General features: G+C 58.8%; 15 protein-coding genes. 5 read left to right on the top strand and 10 right to left on the bottom strand.

Features of this window, described 5'->3' with window-relative positions; translation table 11 throughout:
• Positions 1-70: 70 nt before the first annotated feature.
• From ACR9ZQ_RS30825 to ACR9ZQ_RS30815, 3 genes are all read left to right on the top strand, one after another.
• Entirely contained in the window at positions 71-757 is a 687-nt protein-coding gene (locus ACR9ZQ_RS30825; protein ID WP_481430948.1) for a response regulator, read from the top strand.
• A 2-nt stretch (positions 758-759) separates the two neighbouring features.
• The gene (locus ACR9ZQ_RS30820; RefSeq protein WP_481429513.1) at positions 760-2043 is read left to right on the top strand and encodes a HAMP domain-containing sensor histidine kinase; all 1284 of its coding nucleotides are present in this window, start codon (positions 760-762) and stop codon (positions 2041-2043) included.
• Between the two features lie 64 nt (positions 2044-2107).
• Complete coding sequence (locus tag ACR9ZQ_RS30815) at positions 2108-2818, top strand: IS6 family transposase (protein ID WP_481430947.1); 711 nt, start codon at positions 2108-2110, stop codon at positions 2816-2818.
• A 350-nt stretch (positions 2819-3168) separates the two neighbouring features.
• On the opposite strand, the gene ACR9ZQ_RS30810 is transcribed toward ACR9ZQ_RS30815, so the two are convergent.
• Positions 3169-3525, bottom strand: a complete 357-nt coding sequence (locus tag ACR9ZQ_RS30810; protein WP_310381453.1) for a hypothetical protein — start codon at positions 3523-3525, stop codon at positions 3169-3171.
• A 567-nt stretch (positions 3526-4092) separates the two neighbouring features.
• On the opposite strand from ACR9ZQ_RS30810, the gene ACR9ZQ_RS30805 reads away from it, so the two are divergent.
• Positions 4093-4446 carry a hypothetical protein gene (locus ACR9ZQ_RS30805; RefSeq protein ID WP_310381451.1) on the top strand — a complete coding sequence of 118 codons (354 nt, stop codon included), beginning with the start codon at positions 4093-4095 and terminating at the stop codon, positions 4444-4446.
• 252 nt (positions 4447-4698) lie between these two features.
• Here the strand turns inward: ACR9ZQ_RS30805 and ACR9ZQ_RS30800 are convergent, their stop codons facing one another.
• The 4 genes from ACR9ZQ_RS30800 to ACR9ZQ_RS30785 form a co-directional block, all read right to left on the bottom strand.
• Positions 4699-4923 carry a hypothetical protein gene (locus ACR9ZQ_RS30800; RefSeq protein WP_481429512.1) on the bottom strand — a complete coding sequence of 75 codons (225 nt, stop codon included), beginning with the start codon at positions 4921-4923 and terminating at the stop codon, positions 4699-4701.
• Between the two features lie 286 nt (positions 4924-5209).
• Entirely contained in the window at positions 5210-6592 is a 1383-nt protein-coding gene (locus tag ACR9ZQ_RS30795; RefSeq protein ID WP_481429511.1) for an MFS transporter, read from the bottom strand.
• Positions 6593-6661: 69 nt separating this feature from the next.
• Positions 6662-8185 carry an aldehyde dehydrogenase gene (locus tag ACR9ZQ_RS30790; RefSeq protein ID WP_481429510.1) on the bottom strand — a complete coding sequence of 508 codons (1524 nt, stop codon included), beginning with the start codon at positions 8183-8185 and terminating at the stop codon, positions 6662-6664.
• Between the two features lie 13 nt (positions 8186-8198).
• Positions 8199-8831 carry a GntR family transcriptional regulator gene (locus tag ACR9ZQ_RS30785; RefSeq protein WP_481429509.1) on the bottom strand — a complete coding sequence of 211 codons (633 nt, stop codon included), beginning with the start codon at positions 8829-8831 and terminating at the stop codon, positions 8199-8201.
• Positions 8832-8967: 136 nt separating this feature from the next.
• Between ACR9ZQ_RS30785 and ACR9ZQ_RS30780 the strand changes: the two genes are divergently transcribed.
• A complete protein-coding gene (locus tag ACR9ZQ_RS30780; RefSeq protein ID WP_481429508.1) occupies positions 8968-9768 on the top strand; it encodes an alpha/beta fold hydrolase in 801 nt (266 codons plus the stop codon).
• A gap of 475 nt (positions 9769-10243) precedes the next feature.
• On the opposite strand, the gene ACR9ZQ_RS30775 is transcribed toward ACR9ZQ_RS30780, so the two are convergent.
• The 5 genes from ACR9ZQ_RS30775 to ACR9ZQ_RS30755 all read right to left on the bottom strand — a co-directional run bounded on the left by ACR9ZQ_RS30775 (position 10244) and on the right by ACR9ZQ_RS30755 (position 15330).
• Entirely contained in the window at positions 10244-10459 is a 216-nt protein-coding gene (locus tag ACR9ZQ_RS30775; RefSeq protein WP_481429507.1) for a hypothetical protein, read from the bottom strand.
• Between the two features lie 85 nt (positions 10460-10544).
• On the bottom strand, positions 10545-11369 hold the full coding sequence (locus ACR9ZQ_RS30770) for a hypothetical protein (RefSeq protein ID WP_481429506.1): 825 nt from the start codon (positions 11367-11369) through the stop codon (positions 10545-10547).
• A gap of 206 nt (positions 11370-11575) precedes the next feature.
• Positions 11576-12460: an intradiol ring-cleavage dioxygenase gene (locus ACR9ZQ_RS30765; protein ID WP_310381438.1), complete on the bottom strand. Its 885-nt coding sequence runs from the start codon at positions 12458-12460 to the stop codon at positions 11576-11578.
• Positions 12461-12467: 7 nt separating this feature from the next.
• Positions 12468-14222 (bottom strand): FAD-dependent oxidoreductase, encoded by a 1755-nt coding sequence (locus tag ACR9ZQ_RS30760; RefSeq protein WP_481429505.1) that lies wholly within the window; start codon positions 14220-14222, stop codon positions 12468-12470.
• The gene (locus ACR9ZQ_RS30755) at positions 14215-15330 is read right to left on the bottom strand and encodes a branched-chain amino acid ABC transporter permease (RefSeq protein ID WP_481429504.1); all 1116 of its coding nucleotides are present in this window, start codon (positions 15328-15330) and stop codon (positions 14215-14217) included. The genes ACR9ZQ_RS30760 and ACR9ZQ_RS30755 overlap by 8 nt, the downstream gene beginning before the upstream one ends.
• Between the last annotated feature and the right edge of the window lie 6 nt (positions 15331-15336).

Below are 15336 nucleotides of genomic sequence, written 5' to 3'. Positions count from 1 at the left end.
GATATGTAAAAGCGCTGTATTAGCAGATGGTAAGCCTTAAAGGTCGTCCATCTACACGATGGACGACACCATGACCCAGGTTCTTTTGATCGATGACGACACGGAACTCACCAATCTTCTTGGTGAATATCTGACCGAGGAAGGTTTTGTTGTCGAAGCCACCGCCGACGGCAGGATTGGTGTCGTCAAGGCCTTGTCGCGATCAACGGATCTGATCGTTCTGGACATCATGATGCCGCGCATGAATGGCATCGAGGTTCTGCGCAAAATCCGGCAGGTCAGCGATGTGCCAGTGTTGATGCTGTCAGCTCGAGGCGATGATGTCGATCGTATTTCGGGGCTCAACCTGGGAGCCGATGACTACGTGTCCAAGCCATGTTCGCCGGGGGAGCTGGCCGCGCGCATCCGCGCCATTCTGCGTCGGTCAGGCCGGAGCGAACGCGATGGATCGGTGGAGGAAATCAAAACCGGCGACCTCGTTCTTTATCCGTCGAAACGAACCGCGGAATGGCGCGGTAAGCCGCTGGAACTGACCGGTACGGAGTTCAGCCTGCTGGAAGTGCTTGCGCGCTCGGCCGGTCAGCTCGTTTCCAAGCAGGAGATCTCTCTTCGCGCCTTTGGCAAACCTTTGACCGCCTTCGACAGACGCATCGACGTGCATATCAGCAGTATCCGTCAAAAACTGGGAACCCGGGCAGACGAACAACCCTGGATACAGGCCGTGAGAGGCCGTGGCTATCAATTGCTGGAAGGCTAGAAATGCGTCGCCTGTTCTGGAAATTCTTCACAGTCGTGTGGCTCGCAATGGCAGGCTCCATCGCGTTCCTGTTTACGATCAGTACCTTGTTCCAATCGCCTTTCGATGAAGAACTTAACCACCGCGAACGTGTGTTTGCGATGGAGACAACATCGCAGCTTTTGCAATCCAACGGTCCGGACGCAGCAATTGCATTGATTGCGGCGATAAAGAGAGCAAAGGGGGACATGGCCATCAGCATCAATGCAATCGGCCCAGCCATCGACTGTGTAACACCGGTGGACAGCGAATTCCTCCAGCATGCCGTAGCGAACGGGAATTGCTATCGCATCGAGATTGTGGGTTCCGCGCAGGGCGTGATTTCGAAGACATGGCCGCGCACCGTGCCGTGGCTGGCCGCCCTTCTTGCCGCGGCCGCGGCCGCCTACTGGCTCGCACGCTATTTTATAAGCCCTGTCGAGCAGCTTCGTTACGGACTTCGCGCCTTGGCAAATGGACAGCTCGACGTTCGCATCGCCCATACGATCGGCGGCAAGCGGGACGAAATCACTTCGCTCGCCCACGACCTCGACGTCACAGCCGCTCGTTTGCAGGAGCTTCAAAAGACGCAACAGCAACTGTTCCACGATGTCTCGCACGAGCTTCGCTCGCCTCTGTCCAGGCTCCAGGCCGCAATCGGGGTTCTGCAACAAAATCCGGCGCGACTGACTGCCATGATCGAGCGCATGGGGCGTGAAGTGGAACGTCTCGACGAATTGGTCGGAGAAATCCTAACGCTGGCCAGACTCTCCGAACCCGGCACCCCGCGCTTCGAAAGGCAGACACTCGATGTCATCGACCTCATCCGCGAGATCGTGGAGGACGCAAGCTTCGAAGGGCAAGCCCGTGAGGTCAAAGTCACCTACCAGGGCGTCGAGACATTCGTCGCGTCAGTGAATGGCGAGTTGATCTATCGAGCGCTGGAAAACGTGATCCGCAATGCGATTACGCATACCCAAGTTGGAACATCGGTCCTCGTCGCTTCCGAGGTCAGAGGCACCGATCTGTTACTTTCCATCCAGGACGAAGGCCTCGGCGTGCCAGAATCCGAACTCGAAACCATCTTCCAGCCCTTCTCCCAAAGCTCCACCGTCACCACCCGCTCCGGCTTCGGCCTAGGCCTCGCCATCACCCGCCGCGCCGCCGAATGGCATGGCGGCGGCGCAACAGCGACCAATGGTCCGTCTGGCGGATTACGCGTGGAAATTAAGATATCGCGAGCGCTAGCGACTAATTTGACAGGATGATGTCCCAGGGAGTTCTCGGTATTGCCAAGTTGTTTGACTTGTCTGCGTGGGCTATTCGAGCCGGATGAATATCCCGTGCCAAATGCCGCGCCTGAAAGGCTTTCGCTTTGCCCGTGAAATCATCGCCTATGCGGTATGGGCTTATCATCGCTTCGCGCTCAGCACCGCCGACGTGGAAGACCTGCTTGCCGAACGCGGTGTCATTGTCAGCCGGGAAGCAATCCGGCTTTGGGTCAATCGCTTCGGGCGGCATTTTGCAGTTTGTGTCCGGCGAGATCGACCTGCGCCTCGCGATAAATGGCACATCGACGAGGTCGTGATCACGATCCGTGGCAAAAAGCATTGGCTATGGCGGGCCATCGACGCGGACGGCCATGTGCTCGACATCCTGGTTCAGCCATGTCGAAATGCGAAGGCCGCAAGGCGTTTCCTGCGCGGCCTGGTTGCTCGGTTCGGCATGCCAAGGGTTGTCGTTACGGACAAACTCCGCAGCTACATCAAGCCGATCCGAACCCTCGCGGCAGGCGCCGAGCATCGGGCGCACAAAGGACTCAATAATGCGGTCGAAGTCTCGCACAGGCCGACACGAAAGCGGGAGAAGATAGTCGGCCGGTTCAAGTCACCGCGGCAAGCACAGAGGTTTCTCGCTGCCCACGACCAGATCAATCTGATCTTCCGGCCCCGCCGCCACAAAATCAACGCCGCGTCTTGCCGTCACGCCAGGGCGGATGCGTTTGCCCTCTGGCATGACTACACCGCAGAAATGACCGCCTGAGTTCGGTCCAGTTGGTCGCGCGCAACTTGCTTCAAACAACTTGGCGATACCCGTCTGAGGCGTCGTCCAGTTTATGGAACTATTTGCCGACGGCAGCAATCTCAGGTCCCAAAAGGCGAAAGATCTGAGCCTTGACCTTTTTATCTCACCTAAATCCCCAAGAGCACGAGCACGCAGGTGTGCCCCCATGGAAAGCGAACTGACAAGTTGGGCCCATTCTGGCAGCCGGGCAGACGGGAACATTAGTCTAAAATACCTGAATAACCATTCTCCGGTATCGGTAGAGATTTCCGCTGCCCGGCTGGTCCTGCAGCATGGACTGACGATCATTGTCCATGCTGTGAGGCGTCTTAGCGTACGAAGAAGGTAACGCTGCCGTCGGCGGCCTGTTCGGCGTCAACGATATTGTCGACTTTTACATCGTCCTGATTCAGCTTGCGAACAAGATCCTTGTTTTCGCTGATCGAGGCTAGGATCGCGCGCAACTGGTTGTCCGTGCGGCCCGGTGCGGAGAGGCCGCGGGTCTCATGTTCCGGATCGTTGTCCCAGTTTCCGACGTAACGAACATTGAAGTCGGAATTGAAGGAACGAAGGGTCTGGGCAATTTCGGGGGCTGTGTTCATCGCGATGCTTTCGGCACGGCTGACGCCGGCCAGAGCCAGAGATGCAAAGGCTGCAACAAAGGCAATCTTGAATCTGCTGTTCATCTTAATTCTCCTTTAGGGTTGATCTACCTCAATCATGGTCGGCAATCGATGGTGGGGGTGACCATCAACTACCGGCCGTCTTGGGCAGCGGTCAGACGATCGCCCGAAAATGGCAGTTCGAAAATCAGACGCCTGTTCAGGCTTGTTCAGACCTATGTCTAGGTGGATTTCCAACATTTGCCATGACTGTGACAAACTTGGGTTGCACGTGCCGAGCGACGATCAGCGAAAGCAACGAAGCCGATCTCGTCCATTCCCCATGCCGCACGGTTCCTCGTCGGCAGCGCCCATGGCCGCCTGCTGCAAGGGCACCTGTGCCACTGGTTACACGGAGCGGTGCGACTGAAGGCTGGGTTCGTCACCCGATAATGGAGAATTTTCGCGAGCGTTGAGAATCAGTTTGCGAACGCCTTGCCTTGGAAGAATTCGGCAATTCGAAATTATTCCATATCTTTCTCGCGATCAGTTGTGACCAAGATATGATCTATCCGCGGCTAGGAGAGGCCAATTTCACTGCACATATATTTCTTGCGGTTCACGACAGACCGCTTTGCAAGGAATAAGACTATGGTTATGTTTCGTAAGATCATCTCGGCGGGCCTTGTTACGCTAACACTGGCTGCTGCTTCTATTGCAGCAACCACACCTGCCCTCGCTCACGAAGGCGGTGGCCACGGCGGTGCCGGTTTCTCGGCTGGTGGCGGCCACTTCAGCGGCGGAAATTTCGCCGGGCGCGGCTTCGGAGGACATCAATTTGGCGGCCCAGGCCATTTTGACGGACAACGCGACGGTCGCTTCGCCTTCCATGATAGAAATCGTCTGTTCTTCGGCGATGATGACGACTACTATCCGGATTACTGCCAGCCGGAATGGCGCCTCAACCGGTATGGCCATCGCGTGCTGGTGGAAGTCTGCTCCTGATGAGGGTTGCATCGGCCCCTGCCGGCGAGCGGCAAACGATCTTCGAAGCGCCGCTCGCGCATCTGCATGCCACATCGTCCCGCCGGGCTGCGATCACACTGACCTGCCAGGACGAGGAGGCCTCATCTGGTGCTCGATGGATTGCTGACCAGACCCAGCCGGAGCAGAGGATGCCAACAGGTCAAAGGTGATTTTGATTCCGGAGCATAATAAGCTGAACGATTTTCGTGTCGAAGATCGTGACATAAAAATTCAATACCAGTGGTTCCGGCAGTCCACGCTTGTTGAATCACCATCGACTTCCACCGTCAGATTCGAATTGTTGTAACTGGTAACTTCGCGCAGGACAAAAAGTGTCAGATTCTCCGCGATAATGTCGCGCATCGCCCGGGCGACAATCTCTGGTTTTCCGGAATATTCGGACAGCTGGTCGTTGACCAGGGCGTCCTCTGCAAAACAGCAGACAAGCCCTTCCAAGTCCGCTGCGTTGACTGCCTTGACGAACGTCCGACCGGATAGGGAAGCGGCGGCGTCCGGCTTGGAAGAACCTCTAGGAGTCGGTTCAACCCACCGGCTGTGCCTCCGTCCGTTGACATGTTATGCTATTGAGAAGAAGTGCGAATCCGACGAAAGCGTCAGATGGTCTCCCAACACGGGCAGCGCCCTAGCCGTAAAAGATGCGGCCCAAATGTTGAGCCGGCAGGATTTTGAACTGGAACAAGCGAAACGGACAGACCGCATCTGCCCGGCGATGGAAATGATATCAGCTTGGCGTTTGTCTCCCGAGGGGAACGCGCTCGACAGCGCGATCGGTTTCGGGCTGCGTTAGTTCCTCCAGGCGCCTTGCCTTCGGTTCGATGCCGAAAACAGCCACGACGATGATCTGAAGCGCCAGTAGGCCGATCATCATGACGAGCACACCGGATACTCCATGCGACTGGAAAAGCGAGACGACGATGAAGGGCGTTACGATGGTGGCTCCTCGCCCCAGGGTCTGGCATATCCCGGAAGCGCGCAGGCGCACCTCTGTCGGAAACAGCTCGGGGATATAGATGCCGAAGAGCAGTGCGACCAGAATATAGATCGGCACGGTCAGCGCAAAACCGACAACCGGCAACCAGACGGGGTCGGATACTTGCGGGTAGATGATGCCGAAGACGATCGCGAGCAGGGATGCACCGATAATCGTCGGTTTGCGGCCCCATGCGTCCGAGGTAAGGGCGCCGATCGCCGAGCCGACAGGAGCGCCCAGACCCATGAGAAGAGCAAAGCCGAAGGATTTCGCCGTGCTAAGGCCCTGGCTGACGAAGAACGTGGGAAGCCAGGTCACGAAGCCGTAAAGCAGTGTGTTCACCACTACCAGCGTAACGCATCCGACGAACATGCGCGACAGCATCGGCGGCCGGAAGAGCGCCGACATCTCGACGCGCGGCAGGACCGCCGCCGGGCTTGGAGGTGGCAGCGGCCGGCCCTCTGAAATCTCGGCCTCGATCCTGGATACGAGCTCCTCCGCTTCACCTGTCCTACCGACCGATTCCAGCCACCGCGGGGATTCCGGCAGCTTTTTACGCATGTACCAGATAGCGAGCGCGGCGACGCCGCCAATGACGAACATCGTTCGCCAGCCGAAGAGCGGAATGATCAGATAGCCCAGAAGCGCGGCGGCGGGCAGTCCTGTTACGACGAAGACCGCCATCAGTCCGAGCCAGCGTCCGCGCGTGCGCGACGGCACGAATTCTGTCATTGTCGAATAGCCGACGACATTTTCCGCGCCCAATCCGACGCCGATCAGGAAGCGGAGGAAGATCAGCACGTTCATGGTTGGAGCAAAAGCCGCGGCGATCGAGGCCAAGCCGAAGAGAAGCAGGTTGATCTGATAGGTGAAGCGTCGTCCATAGCGGTCTCCGAGGAAACCCGTCGCGAATGCGCCAAGCATCATCCCGACAAAGGTTGCGGAAACGAAAAAGGCATTCTGGCCGAGAGTCGAAAATCCGCTTGCAAGCGTCGCTCCAAGCACGGTCGCGGCAAGGTAGATGTCGAAGCCATCGAGGAACATACCGATCCCGATGAGCCACATGATGCGATAGTGGAACATACCGGTGGGCAGCCGATCGAGGCGCCCACCTGCATTGACGATGGTCGACATTATCTCCTCCTGAGATCAATCGTGGGTCGCGAGGCGGAGAATTCCTCCGCTACCGCCTCGCGCTATCCGTCAGTTCAGACGGGTTTGCGTTGCGGTGGCGCTGTACCAGTCGAAGGGCTTGTCTACGGTTGCCACCATGACGCTCTTGACGTTGAAGTGGTCGTTGAAGCTTTCCAGCCCGAACTCACGGCCGATGCCGCTTTCGCCGACACCTCCCCAGGGAGATGCCGGATCCAGGCGGTGGTGGTCGTTGACCCAGACAATCCCAGCCTTCACGCCAGCGGCGACGCGGTGTGCGCGGGCAACATCGCGGGTGCGGATTGCAGCTCCGAGGCCGAAGGGCGAATCATTGGCGAGGCGCAGCGCCTCCGCTTCATCCTTGAAGGGCGTGACGCTGGTGAATGGCCCGAATACCTCTTCCTGAAAGACGCGCATATCCGCTTTGACGTCGGCAAACACGGTCGGCTGGACGAAATAGCCGCCTTCAAATCCCGGTACGTTTGCGACGTCGCCGCCCGCGACCGCACGGGCTCCGGCTTCGCGGCCGAGCTGGGAATAAGTCAGGACGCGCTCGCGTTGTCTGGCCGAAATAACGGGGCCAAGCTGGGTCTCAGGATCGAAGGGGTTTCCGATCCGGAGGGAGCGCGCCTTGGCGGCAAGTTTTTCGACAAAGGCATCGTAGATCGATTCCTGGACGAGATGCCGGCTGCCGCACACGCATGTCTGGCCCGCCCCGATGAAGGCGCTAAAGGCGGCATAATTCACTGCCTGATCGACGTCGAAGTCGTCAAACACCATGACGGCCGTCTTGCCGCCAAGCTCCAGCGTCTGATGCGCGAACACTTTCGCTGCGGCGCTGCCTGCAATCCGGCCTGCTTCCGTGCCGCCGGTCAGCACGAGCTTGTTGATGTCGGGGTGCTCTGCCAGGAATCGGCCGGCTTCGGGGCCGTAGCCAAGGACGACGTTGAACACACCTTTGGGGAGGCCGGCCTCAACGAAGATCTCCGCAAGTTTCAAGGTGGTCAGCGGGGTATATTCCGACGGCTTCACGACGGTCGTGCATCCAGATGCCAAAACCGCGGCAAGTGACTTGCACATGATCATCAGCGGATGGTTGAACGGCGTGCAGTTGGCGACGACGCCGATCGGCGTGCGCAGCGTGTAGTTGAGATAGGACCCTTCGACCGGAATGACATCATCGCGGCGGGCAATTGCAAGGCCAGCAAAGTAGCGGAAGAAATCCGGAAGCCGCGAGAGTTGCGCCCGCGTCTCATTGAGCGGCCTGCCGTTATTCAGCGTCTCCAGGCGGTACAGGGTCTCAAGGTTAGCCTCAAAAGCATCGGCCAGTCTGTTGACGAGGCGGGCCCGCGCGCGAATATCCATTCCACCCCATTCGCGGCCTTCGAAAGCTGCACGGGCACTCTTCATCGCACGATCGATATCGGCAGGTGTCGAGTTCGGGATGCGCGCGATCACCATTCCGGTCGCCGGGTTGCGGACATCGATGAAGGTGCCGTTGCCAGCTTCGATTTCCTTGCCATCTACGAAATTACCGTGGGTCTTCACGGCAGGATCACGGGTCGTCTGGTTCATGGGTTTTCTCCAATCAAGACCTGACAGCGCTCCGCCCGAGGGCGGATAGGACACGCGTCTGGCCATCAATCACATGGGCACTGATAAGTTTGCGCGCGGCGCGGACATCGCGCCGCTGCACGGCCTCGATGATAGCGCCGTGTTCACCAACGAGCTTTTGCGGATCTCGTCCCTTGATGGCGCTGACGGAAAGGCGGACCAGGCGGTCGGCCTGATCAAGAACGTCCCTGATGGCGGCCTCCATCCGGCTATTGCCGGAGGCTGCGGCGAGCGCATCATGAAAAGCTCTGTTGTAATCGATAAAATCCTCTTCAGGCCCGATGGATCGAAAACGATCGAGGGCAGACAGTGTCTGATCGTCAGCGCTCTCGATCGCAGCCGCGACACATGCGGGCTCCAGCGCAAGGCGGAACTGGAAGAGATCCCGGACATCCTTCATCGAAATCGGATTGACCTGATAGCCTTGGCGCGGCTGCACAGTCACCAGCCGATCTTGCTGCAATCGCAATAATGCTTCCCGGATCGGCTGTCGGCTGACCTCATAACGGGCAGCGAGATCCTGTTCGCGGATCTCCTCGCCCGGCATCAAGCGGCAGGTCAAGATTTCGGTGCGAAGCGCGTCGTAGATATTTTCTCTGAGCAGCAAGTTCGTATCTCGCCTCTGGCATAAGCGCATTTCGTGATATTTCACAAGACGAGTCTTACACCTGAAAAATAAGGATTTGCAATACACGAAAATGGGATTTATGAAATATCACGGCAGACGCATTTGTGGATTTGTGATGGACAAGAAAATGAACCTTTACGTGGCCGGTCGCGGACAGCCGCTGATCCTGCTTCATTCGCTGCTGTCCGACCGTGAAAGTTTCGATAGGATAATGCCCGCGCTCACTGCGCATTATCGAGTGATCGTCCCCGATCTTCCAGGTTTTGGCGGATCGCCCGCGAGTTTGGAAGGTTTTGACGAAACCGCGGATCGTATCGCAAGCCTGATCGAAGCATTTGCGGCGAATGGGGAAGCTGCCCTGATCGGAAATGGTTTCGGCGCATTCGTGGCGCTCCAGACTGCGATCAAGCATCCTGCGCTAGTATCCCGTCTTGTTTTGATAGGCTGTGGGGCAAGATTTTCGGACGAGGGCAGGGAGGCGTTTCGAAAGATGGCGGCGGCCGCGTCAGCGGCCGGGCTTGCCGCGATTGCCGAAACCGCGATGAACAGATTGTTTGCCGCCGAATTTCAAGAAAGCCATCCTGATCTCATGCAGGATCGTCGCCAGGCGTTTCTCCGCACGAATGTGGGTGTTTTTTGCGAGGCCTGCGACGCACTCGCTTCGCTTGATCTGTCGGCCAGCGTTTCGGCGGTGCGCTGCCCGACACTGGTCATTGTCGGAGATGAAGATCGGGCAACACCACCAGAGATGGCCTATGATCTGATCGGACGGCTTCGCGATGCCAGATTATCCATACTCAAGGGCTGTGCGCATGTACCGCCACTGCAAGCGCCCGACGAGGTTATCGCCCTACTTGATCAATTTCTCGCAGCCCCTGTTTCTGCCCACCCAAAGACGATCTCACTCGATCGGTAGGAAGGGTTTCTTCGTGTCGCTGGCTGGGTTTTACAAAATTCGACTGTGAATTGGCGCCGAAGGTTGACCCCATTACCGTATCTGCGTAAGGCTTTGATTTACATATACGAAATGGAAATCGAACGGGTCACGGTCGGCGCCGATGATGACCCTACCCGGTTTGCGAATTTGCATGCAAAGTTATGCACCTGTTGCCTTTTGGCTGGGGGCCAACCTTCGGCGCTCATTCACAAATTCCGCGATCGGTTCCCAGAATACGTTGACCTGGGTGTCCGGCTGTTAGGCAATTTCTGTGAACATGGGCGAGATGGTGGATTAAAGACGCCCGCTGGCTGTGACTGCCCGTAAACGGTCGTGGCTGCACCAGCCTAGCGAAGTCCATAGAAAGCCCCAAGGGTATTGCTCCGCAACCTGCCGCGACTGACCGTCGGTACCTGCGGCGTTTGTCGAGAGGGGAGTGCGAGGAGCCATAGTCCTACGTTCCGAAAACGAGAGTGGAAAGCGTCCAGAAGAGGATGCCGACTTGCCCCCGGATCGAGGGCCAGCCGACGGTAGACCTCATGAGCTTGCGGTAGAAATACAAGAGAAAAGGCCGGGGCAGCGGCGCCTGCGCCTGATGGATTTCCGTTAGCACCAGCGCGATCCGGCTTCTCAATCGCCACAGCACATGCCGCAAACCTGATATCTTCATGAGCCACCTCCCCCCAAGACTTATCGCCACACACCCTTGCTCGCAGCGCGTCGAGAATTCCGGCATACCCATTCTTTCGCTACGCCTAGTCGGTGTGACGGGCTGTAAGGTACAAAGCCTCTTCTTCTTCCGTCTCCTGCTGCCAGCCCGACGTCTCTTGAGTCACCCTGTAGACGGGATCAGCATCATACCCGCGAATAACGATGGGTTGCCGTTCCTTGATCTTTCCGATGGTAGGATCCCAGTTTGAAACGTGTGTCTTGATCTTGTCTGGTCCAAGCACGGCGAAGCCGTCGGGAAACACCGCGCCGCCATTTTCCTTGGCTCGCTCAATCAAGCTCGGCTCCATGGGGGCAAGAGCTGCGAGAGGATCAATTTCCGACCGTTCCGCGCTAAACGCCTTGAATACCGTCTCTGCGACATTGAGTTCGAGCGCGAATTCGTTGACCAACGGCCAACCTGCCCAATCGTATTCAGCAAACACATCGGCATTCGGACCTGCCCAGAAACGAGAACCGAGGTAGGGCGAAGGAAAACCCAGAAGCCATTTCCGGTCCAACCAGTCAGTGAGCAGTCCGATCTCGGGGGAAAGCCAACGCCCGGCGCGCGCCGCGGATGCTATACGAGGACCGAACATCAGAGTCATCACCGTCTGATAGTTGCCGAGCCTCACCAGTCGGGGGTCGCTGGAACCTTCACCCGGTCCCGGGTCGGCCGAAACCGCAGTGTGATTGACATGCAGCTCAGCCTTGCTGGGCGATTTCATCCAGGAGCCGATCGAAAAAACATGCGACGCAAAGCTGCCGCCGATCTCGGCGCCCAGATGCGGTGACACCTGGTCGGTATAGCCTCTCTCGACGATGCCTATGAAAGCCGACCGATGGGTACCTTGCGTGGCCTTGGACTCCAACACCTATCACTAAACCATCAGTTCCGGTGGCGGCGTGTCATCGTCCTGACTTCAAAAATCGCGTTTGTGTGTTCTAAACAGCCGCAGGTCTAATCCTCGCAATCTGAGCAATTTGCCGATGCGATTTACACAACGAGCGGCCGCTCAGTTTGGTCTAGGGAACGCTTTTGACCAAATTGCCGCGACCAGTGAGGACCTGTCCCAACCTAAGACTTAGCTGGCGCCAGCACGAAATCGTGCTCGACCTGCCAGAATTTTCCCTCGAAGCCGAGCTCTCTGGCTCGAGCGGGATCCTCGGTCAACTTGAATTCCGCAAGAAGGCTCTCCTTCACGCCAAACACTGCGTCCGAATGGATGTAGGGATCGTTGGGATCAAAGATGTGCGTGACAAGCGTTTCGAACCCCGCCGCCTTGATGATGTAATGCAGATGCGCTGGCCTGTAAGGGTGCCGGCCGAGCGCGCCCAACATCTGTCCGACCGGCCCGTCATCGGGGATCGGATAATATTTGGGCTTGACCGCGCGGAACCAATAGCGCCCGTCCTCTCCCGTTCGGAAGACGCCGCGCAGGTTGAAATCCGGCTGGATACCTTGCTGCTGCACGTCATAGAAACCTTCGTCATTGGCCTGCCAGACATCGAGGGCGGCATTGGCGACCGGCTCGCCATCGGTACCCAGGATGCGGCCGCCGATGACCATATCCTCGCCCTTGTGGTCGAGGCAGATATTGGCACCCATCGGCAGTTCCGGCGCATCCGCGACATGGAACGGTCCGAGTACCGTGCTCTCCGAGGCGCCGGTGGGTTTGCGGTTGTTGATCGCATCGACCAACATCGAAACGCCTAGCACATCCGACAGCAGGATGAATTCCTGCCGCCAGTCGGTACAGGTGTGGCCGGTACGCGTGAGGAAAAGGATCGCATCCATCCATTCCTCCTGCGTCGGTTCCAGTTCCTTCACCGCCTCGTGGAGCTTGCGGGTGACCACCTCCATGATCACCTTCAACCGCTCGCTCTTTGCCCCGCCATTGCGGCTGATGACGACGTCGACGGAATTCTCTTCGGTGAAATAACCGTTTTCTTCAGCACCCATGATGACCTCACCGATCCAGGATTATTTTCAGGACGTGGCTCAGTTCGACTTCCGGTTCGGAGGCCGCCGCATGCGAACGCCAGGCGACATGGTGGTCGGGACGAACGAGCAAGGCGCCGGAATCGCTGATCTCGCGAGCGCGCGCCCAGTCTCCCGTCAGATCCTGCCAGGCCTGCCGGGGACCAATCTTATGGACGGCGATCGGCACGCCGAATTCCTTCGACAGCGCCTTTGCCGCTGAGACCCAGCCGTCGCCGCCGATTCCGGTCAGGATCGTGAAATGGCCATGACCGGTGAGATCGAGGCTTGAAACCTTTTCGCCCTGCGCCCCGAACAGCCAGACATGCGGCAGCCTTGCACCAGGCCATGTCGTCGGCTGGCAATGAAGTTCGGCGTCCTTTTCGAAGGCAGGCTCCGGTTGGCCGTCCTTGACGACTGCCATCGATGCATAGCGATGGTTCATTTCGACACCATGGGCGTCGAATTCATAGACCTTGTAGGCAATGGCATCGCGGATGGCGGCGCGCTGGCGCTCGGCGGCCTCGCCGTCATCGCAACGCGCGTCCATGTTCTGCTGCATCTTCACCGGATCGACTGAGTCGAGCAGGCCAAGCGCCTTGAAGATCGGGCCGAATTCCTCGATCGACTTGTTGGCGCGGGTGACGATCTGCTTGGCGATGGGTCCGCGCTCGGCCTGATAGCTGTCGAGAAGACCCATTCCCGCCTGCCCTCTGATCACCATGGCAAGCTTCCAGGCGAGGTTGAACCCGTCCTGGATCGATGTGTTGGAACCGAGGCCGTTCGATGGCGGGTGTCGGTGCACAGCGTCGCCCATGCAGAAGACCCGGCCGCTCGACAGGGTCGTCGCATACATATTGTTGACCGTCCAGGTGGAAACCGACTTGATCTTCGGCTCAAGCTCGGGAACGCCGACCAGTTCACGCACGACCTTGGTGGCAAGGGCGTTGTCGACGGCAGGCGCCGGCTGGTTGATGTCGTAACCCCAGACGATCAGCCACTCATTCCACGGCCGCACCATGCGCACGAGACCCATGCCGATGCCGCCGACATCGGCACCCGGCTGCAGAACCCAGTAAAGCACGGAGGGGCGATGGGCGACATAGCGCGACAGATCCGCCTCGAAGAGGATATTCATCGAACCGGCCACACCCATCCGGCCCTCGAAGGTCAGGCCGGCATGTTCGGCGACCTTCGAATTGCCGCCGTCTGCGCCGACGAGGAATTTCGAACGGATCGTCACTTCCTTCCCCGTCAGGCGATCGAGGCATGTCGTCGTGACGCCGTCAGCATCCTGGACATGGCTCAGATATTCGGTCGACATGCGCGACTGGGCGCCGCGCGAGCAGGCCGTCTTGAAGAGGAGCGGCTCCATATAGGTCTGCGGCAGGTCGTTCATCCGCCCCGGCGAGGACAGGATATGTTCGGCGCGCGACAGCGGATGATTGCCCCAGCTCTGCATGCGGCCGATTTCCTCGCCGGCGACCGCCGTGCAGAAGACGTTTTGCCCCATCAGGTCCTGTTCGGTCGCAAACAGATAGGCCTCGTCTTCCACATCACGGCCGAGATCGCGCAGAACCTCCATCGTGCGCTGGTTGGTGATATGCGCGCGCGGCGTATTGGCGAGCCAGCGATAGCGATTGATCACGAGCGGCTCCAGACCGTAGCTCGCCAGCAATGCGGCAGTCGCCGAGCCCGCAGGTCCCGTTCCTATGATCAAGACGTCGGTGGTGATATCAGCCATTCGGCCCTCCCTTTTCATTTGGTAGAACAGGTCCGCCCCTGAGCAGGCGGCGAACCGGAAAGAGTTCCCAACCGGCGCGGTCGGATATCAGCCCCCAGAGCCCCCGGGGCGCAAACAGCATGGTGACGATGGCAAGCGCCCCGAGCGCCAGAAGGTACCAGGAGCCGTAGGCCGAAAAGGCGTTCTGCAGGAAAAAGAAGACCAGCACGCCAAGGATCGGCCCTTCGATCGTGCCTATCCCACCGATAACGGTGATGAAGATGACATAGGCCGTCCAGTCGGTCAGCGAGAAGGCGGCATCAGGCGATATCCGCCCCTTCTGGAGATAGATGAGCGCGCCGATGATGCCGGTGATGAAGGCCGTAAACAGATAGATCATCGTCTTCAGCCGGCGTGCATCGACGCCGAGTGCACGCGCAGCCGTCTCGTTGTCGCGCACCGCCGCAAGCCCGAGGCCCTGGCGGCTGCGCAACAGCTTGTAGACGGTCGCAATCGTTGCGGCCGCGACGATCAGCGCAAGCCAGAAGGACAGGGCATCGGCTGCCGCGGCCGCCCGCATGCCGAACCAGTCTTCAAGCAGGGAGATGCCGAGCATGTCGCGGGTCGCATCCCGCGGCAGCGACGTGCCGGTACCACCGCCGAGCGCCTTCCATTGGGCAAGCAGCAGTCGTCCGACTTCGGCGATAACCCAGGTGCCGATCGCAAAATACGGGCCGTAGAGGCGAAAGGCGAAGAAAGCGGTCGGCAGGGCAATCACCATGGCGGCGACGCCGGCAAGCGGGATGGCGAGGATCGGATCGAGCCCGGCCAGAATGACGAGGCCGAAGAGAGCATAGGCGCCGCAGCCGACAAAGAGCTGCTGGCCGACCGAAATCAGCCCCGCATAGCCGGCAAGCAGGTTCCAGCTCTGCGCCAGGGTCAGCATCGTCAGGATGAAGAACAGATCCTGCACCACGCCGCGTGACAGGAAAAGCGGTGCTGCCGCAAGGCCGGCGAGCACAACCAGGCAGACCAGCGAAAAGATCTGGGACAGCCGCGTGCCTGTTTCGATCCTCCAATCCGGGGATGCTTGACTATCGGTTGTCATGGTTTCCAAACCCGTGGTCATGGCGCG

It is taken from the genome of Rhizobium sp. KNZ14-9A (assembly GCF_056755015.1).
The sequence above is the reverse complement of the archived record's forward strand: the minus strand, read 5'-3'. Positions and strand labels throughout refer to the sequence as shown.

What these genes read in the sequence shown, in the direction of transcription:
- ACR9ZQ_RS30805 (WP_310381451.1), top strand. Translation starts at nt 4,093, where the DNA reads ATGGTTATGTTTCGTAAGATCATCTCGGCGGGCCTTGTTACGCTAACA.
- ACR9ZQ_RS30780 (WP_481429508.1), top strand. Translation starts at nt 8,968, where the DNA reads ATGGACAAGAAAATGAACCTTTACGTGGCCGGTCGCGGACAGCCGCTG.
- ACR9ZQ_RS30790 (WP_481429510.1), bottom strand. Translation starts at nt 8,185, where the DNA reads ATGAACCAGACGACCCGTGATCCTGCCGTGAAGACCCACGGTAATTTC.
- ACR9ZQ_RS30760 (WP_481429505.1), bottom strand. Translation starts at nt 14,222, where the DNA reads ATGGCTGATATCACCACCGACGTCTTGATCATAGGAACGGGACCTGCG.
- ACR9ZQ_RS30765 (WP_310381438.1), bottom strand. Translation starts at nt 12,460, where the DNA reads ATGGGTGCTGAAGAAAACGGTTATTTCACCGAAGAGAATTCCGTCGAC.
- ACR9ZQ_RS30820 (WP_481429513.1), top strand. Translation starts at nt 760, where the DNA reads ATGCGTCGCCTGTTCTGGAAATTCTTCACAGTCGTGTGGCTCGCAATG.
- ACR9ZQ_RS30815 (WP_481430947.1), top strand. Translation starts at nt 2,108, where the DNA reads ATGAATATCCCGTGCCAAATGCCGCGCCTGAAAGGCTTTCGCTTTGCC.
- ACR9ZQ_RS30795 (WP_481429511.1), bottom strand. Translation starts at nt 6,592, where the DNA reads ATGTCGACCATCGTCAATGCAGGTGGGCGCCTCGATCGGCTGCCCACC.
- ACR9ZQ_RS30775 (WP_481429507.1), bottom strand. Translation starts at nt 10,459, where the DNA reads ATGAAGATATCAGGTTTGCGGCATGTGCTGTGGCGATTGAGAAGCCGG.
- ACR9ZQ_RS30810 (WP_310381453.1), bottom strand. Translation starts at nt 3,525, where the DNA reads ATGAACAGCAGATTCAAGATTGCCTTTGTTGCAGCCTTTGCATCTCTG.
- ACR9ZQ_RS30825 (WP_481430948.1), top strand. Translation starts at nt 71, where the DNA reads ATGACCCAGGTTCTTTTGATCGATGACGACACGGAACTCACCAATCTT.
- ACR9ZQ_RS30755 (WP_481429504.1), bottom strand. Translation starts at nt 15,330, where the DNA reads ATGACCACGGGTTTGGAAACCATGACAACCGATAGTCAAGCATCCCCG.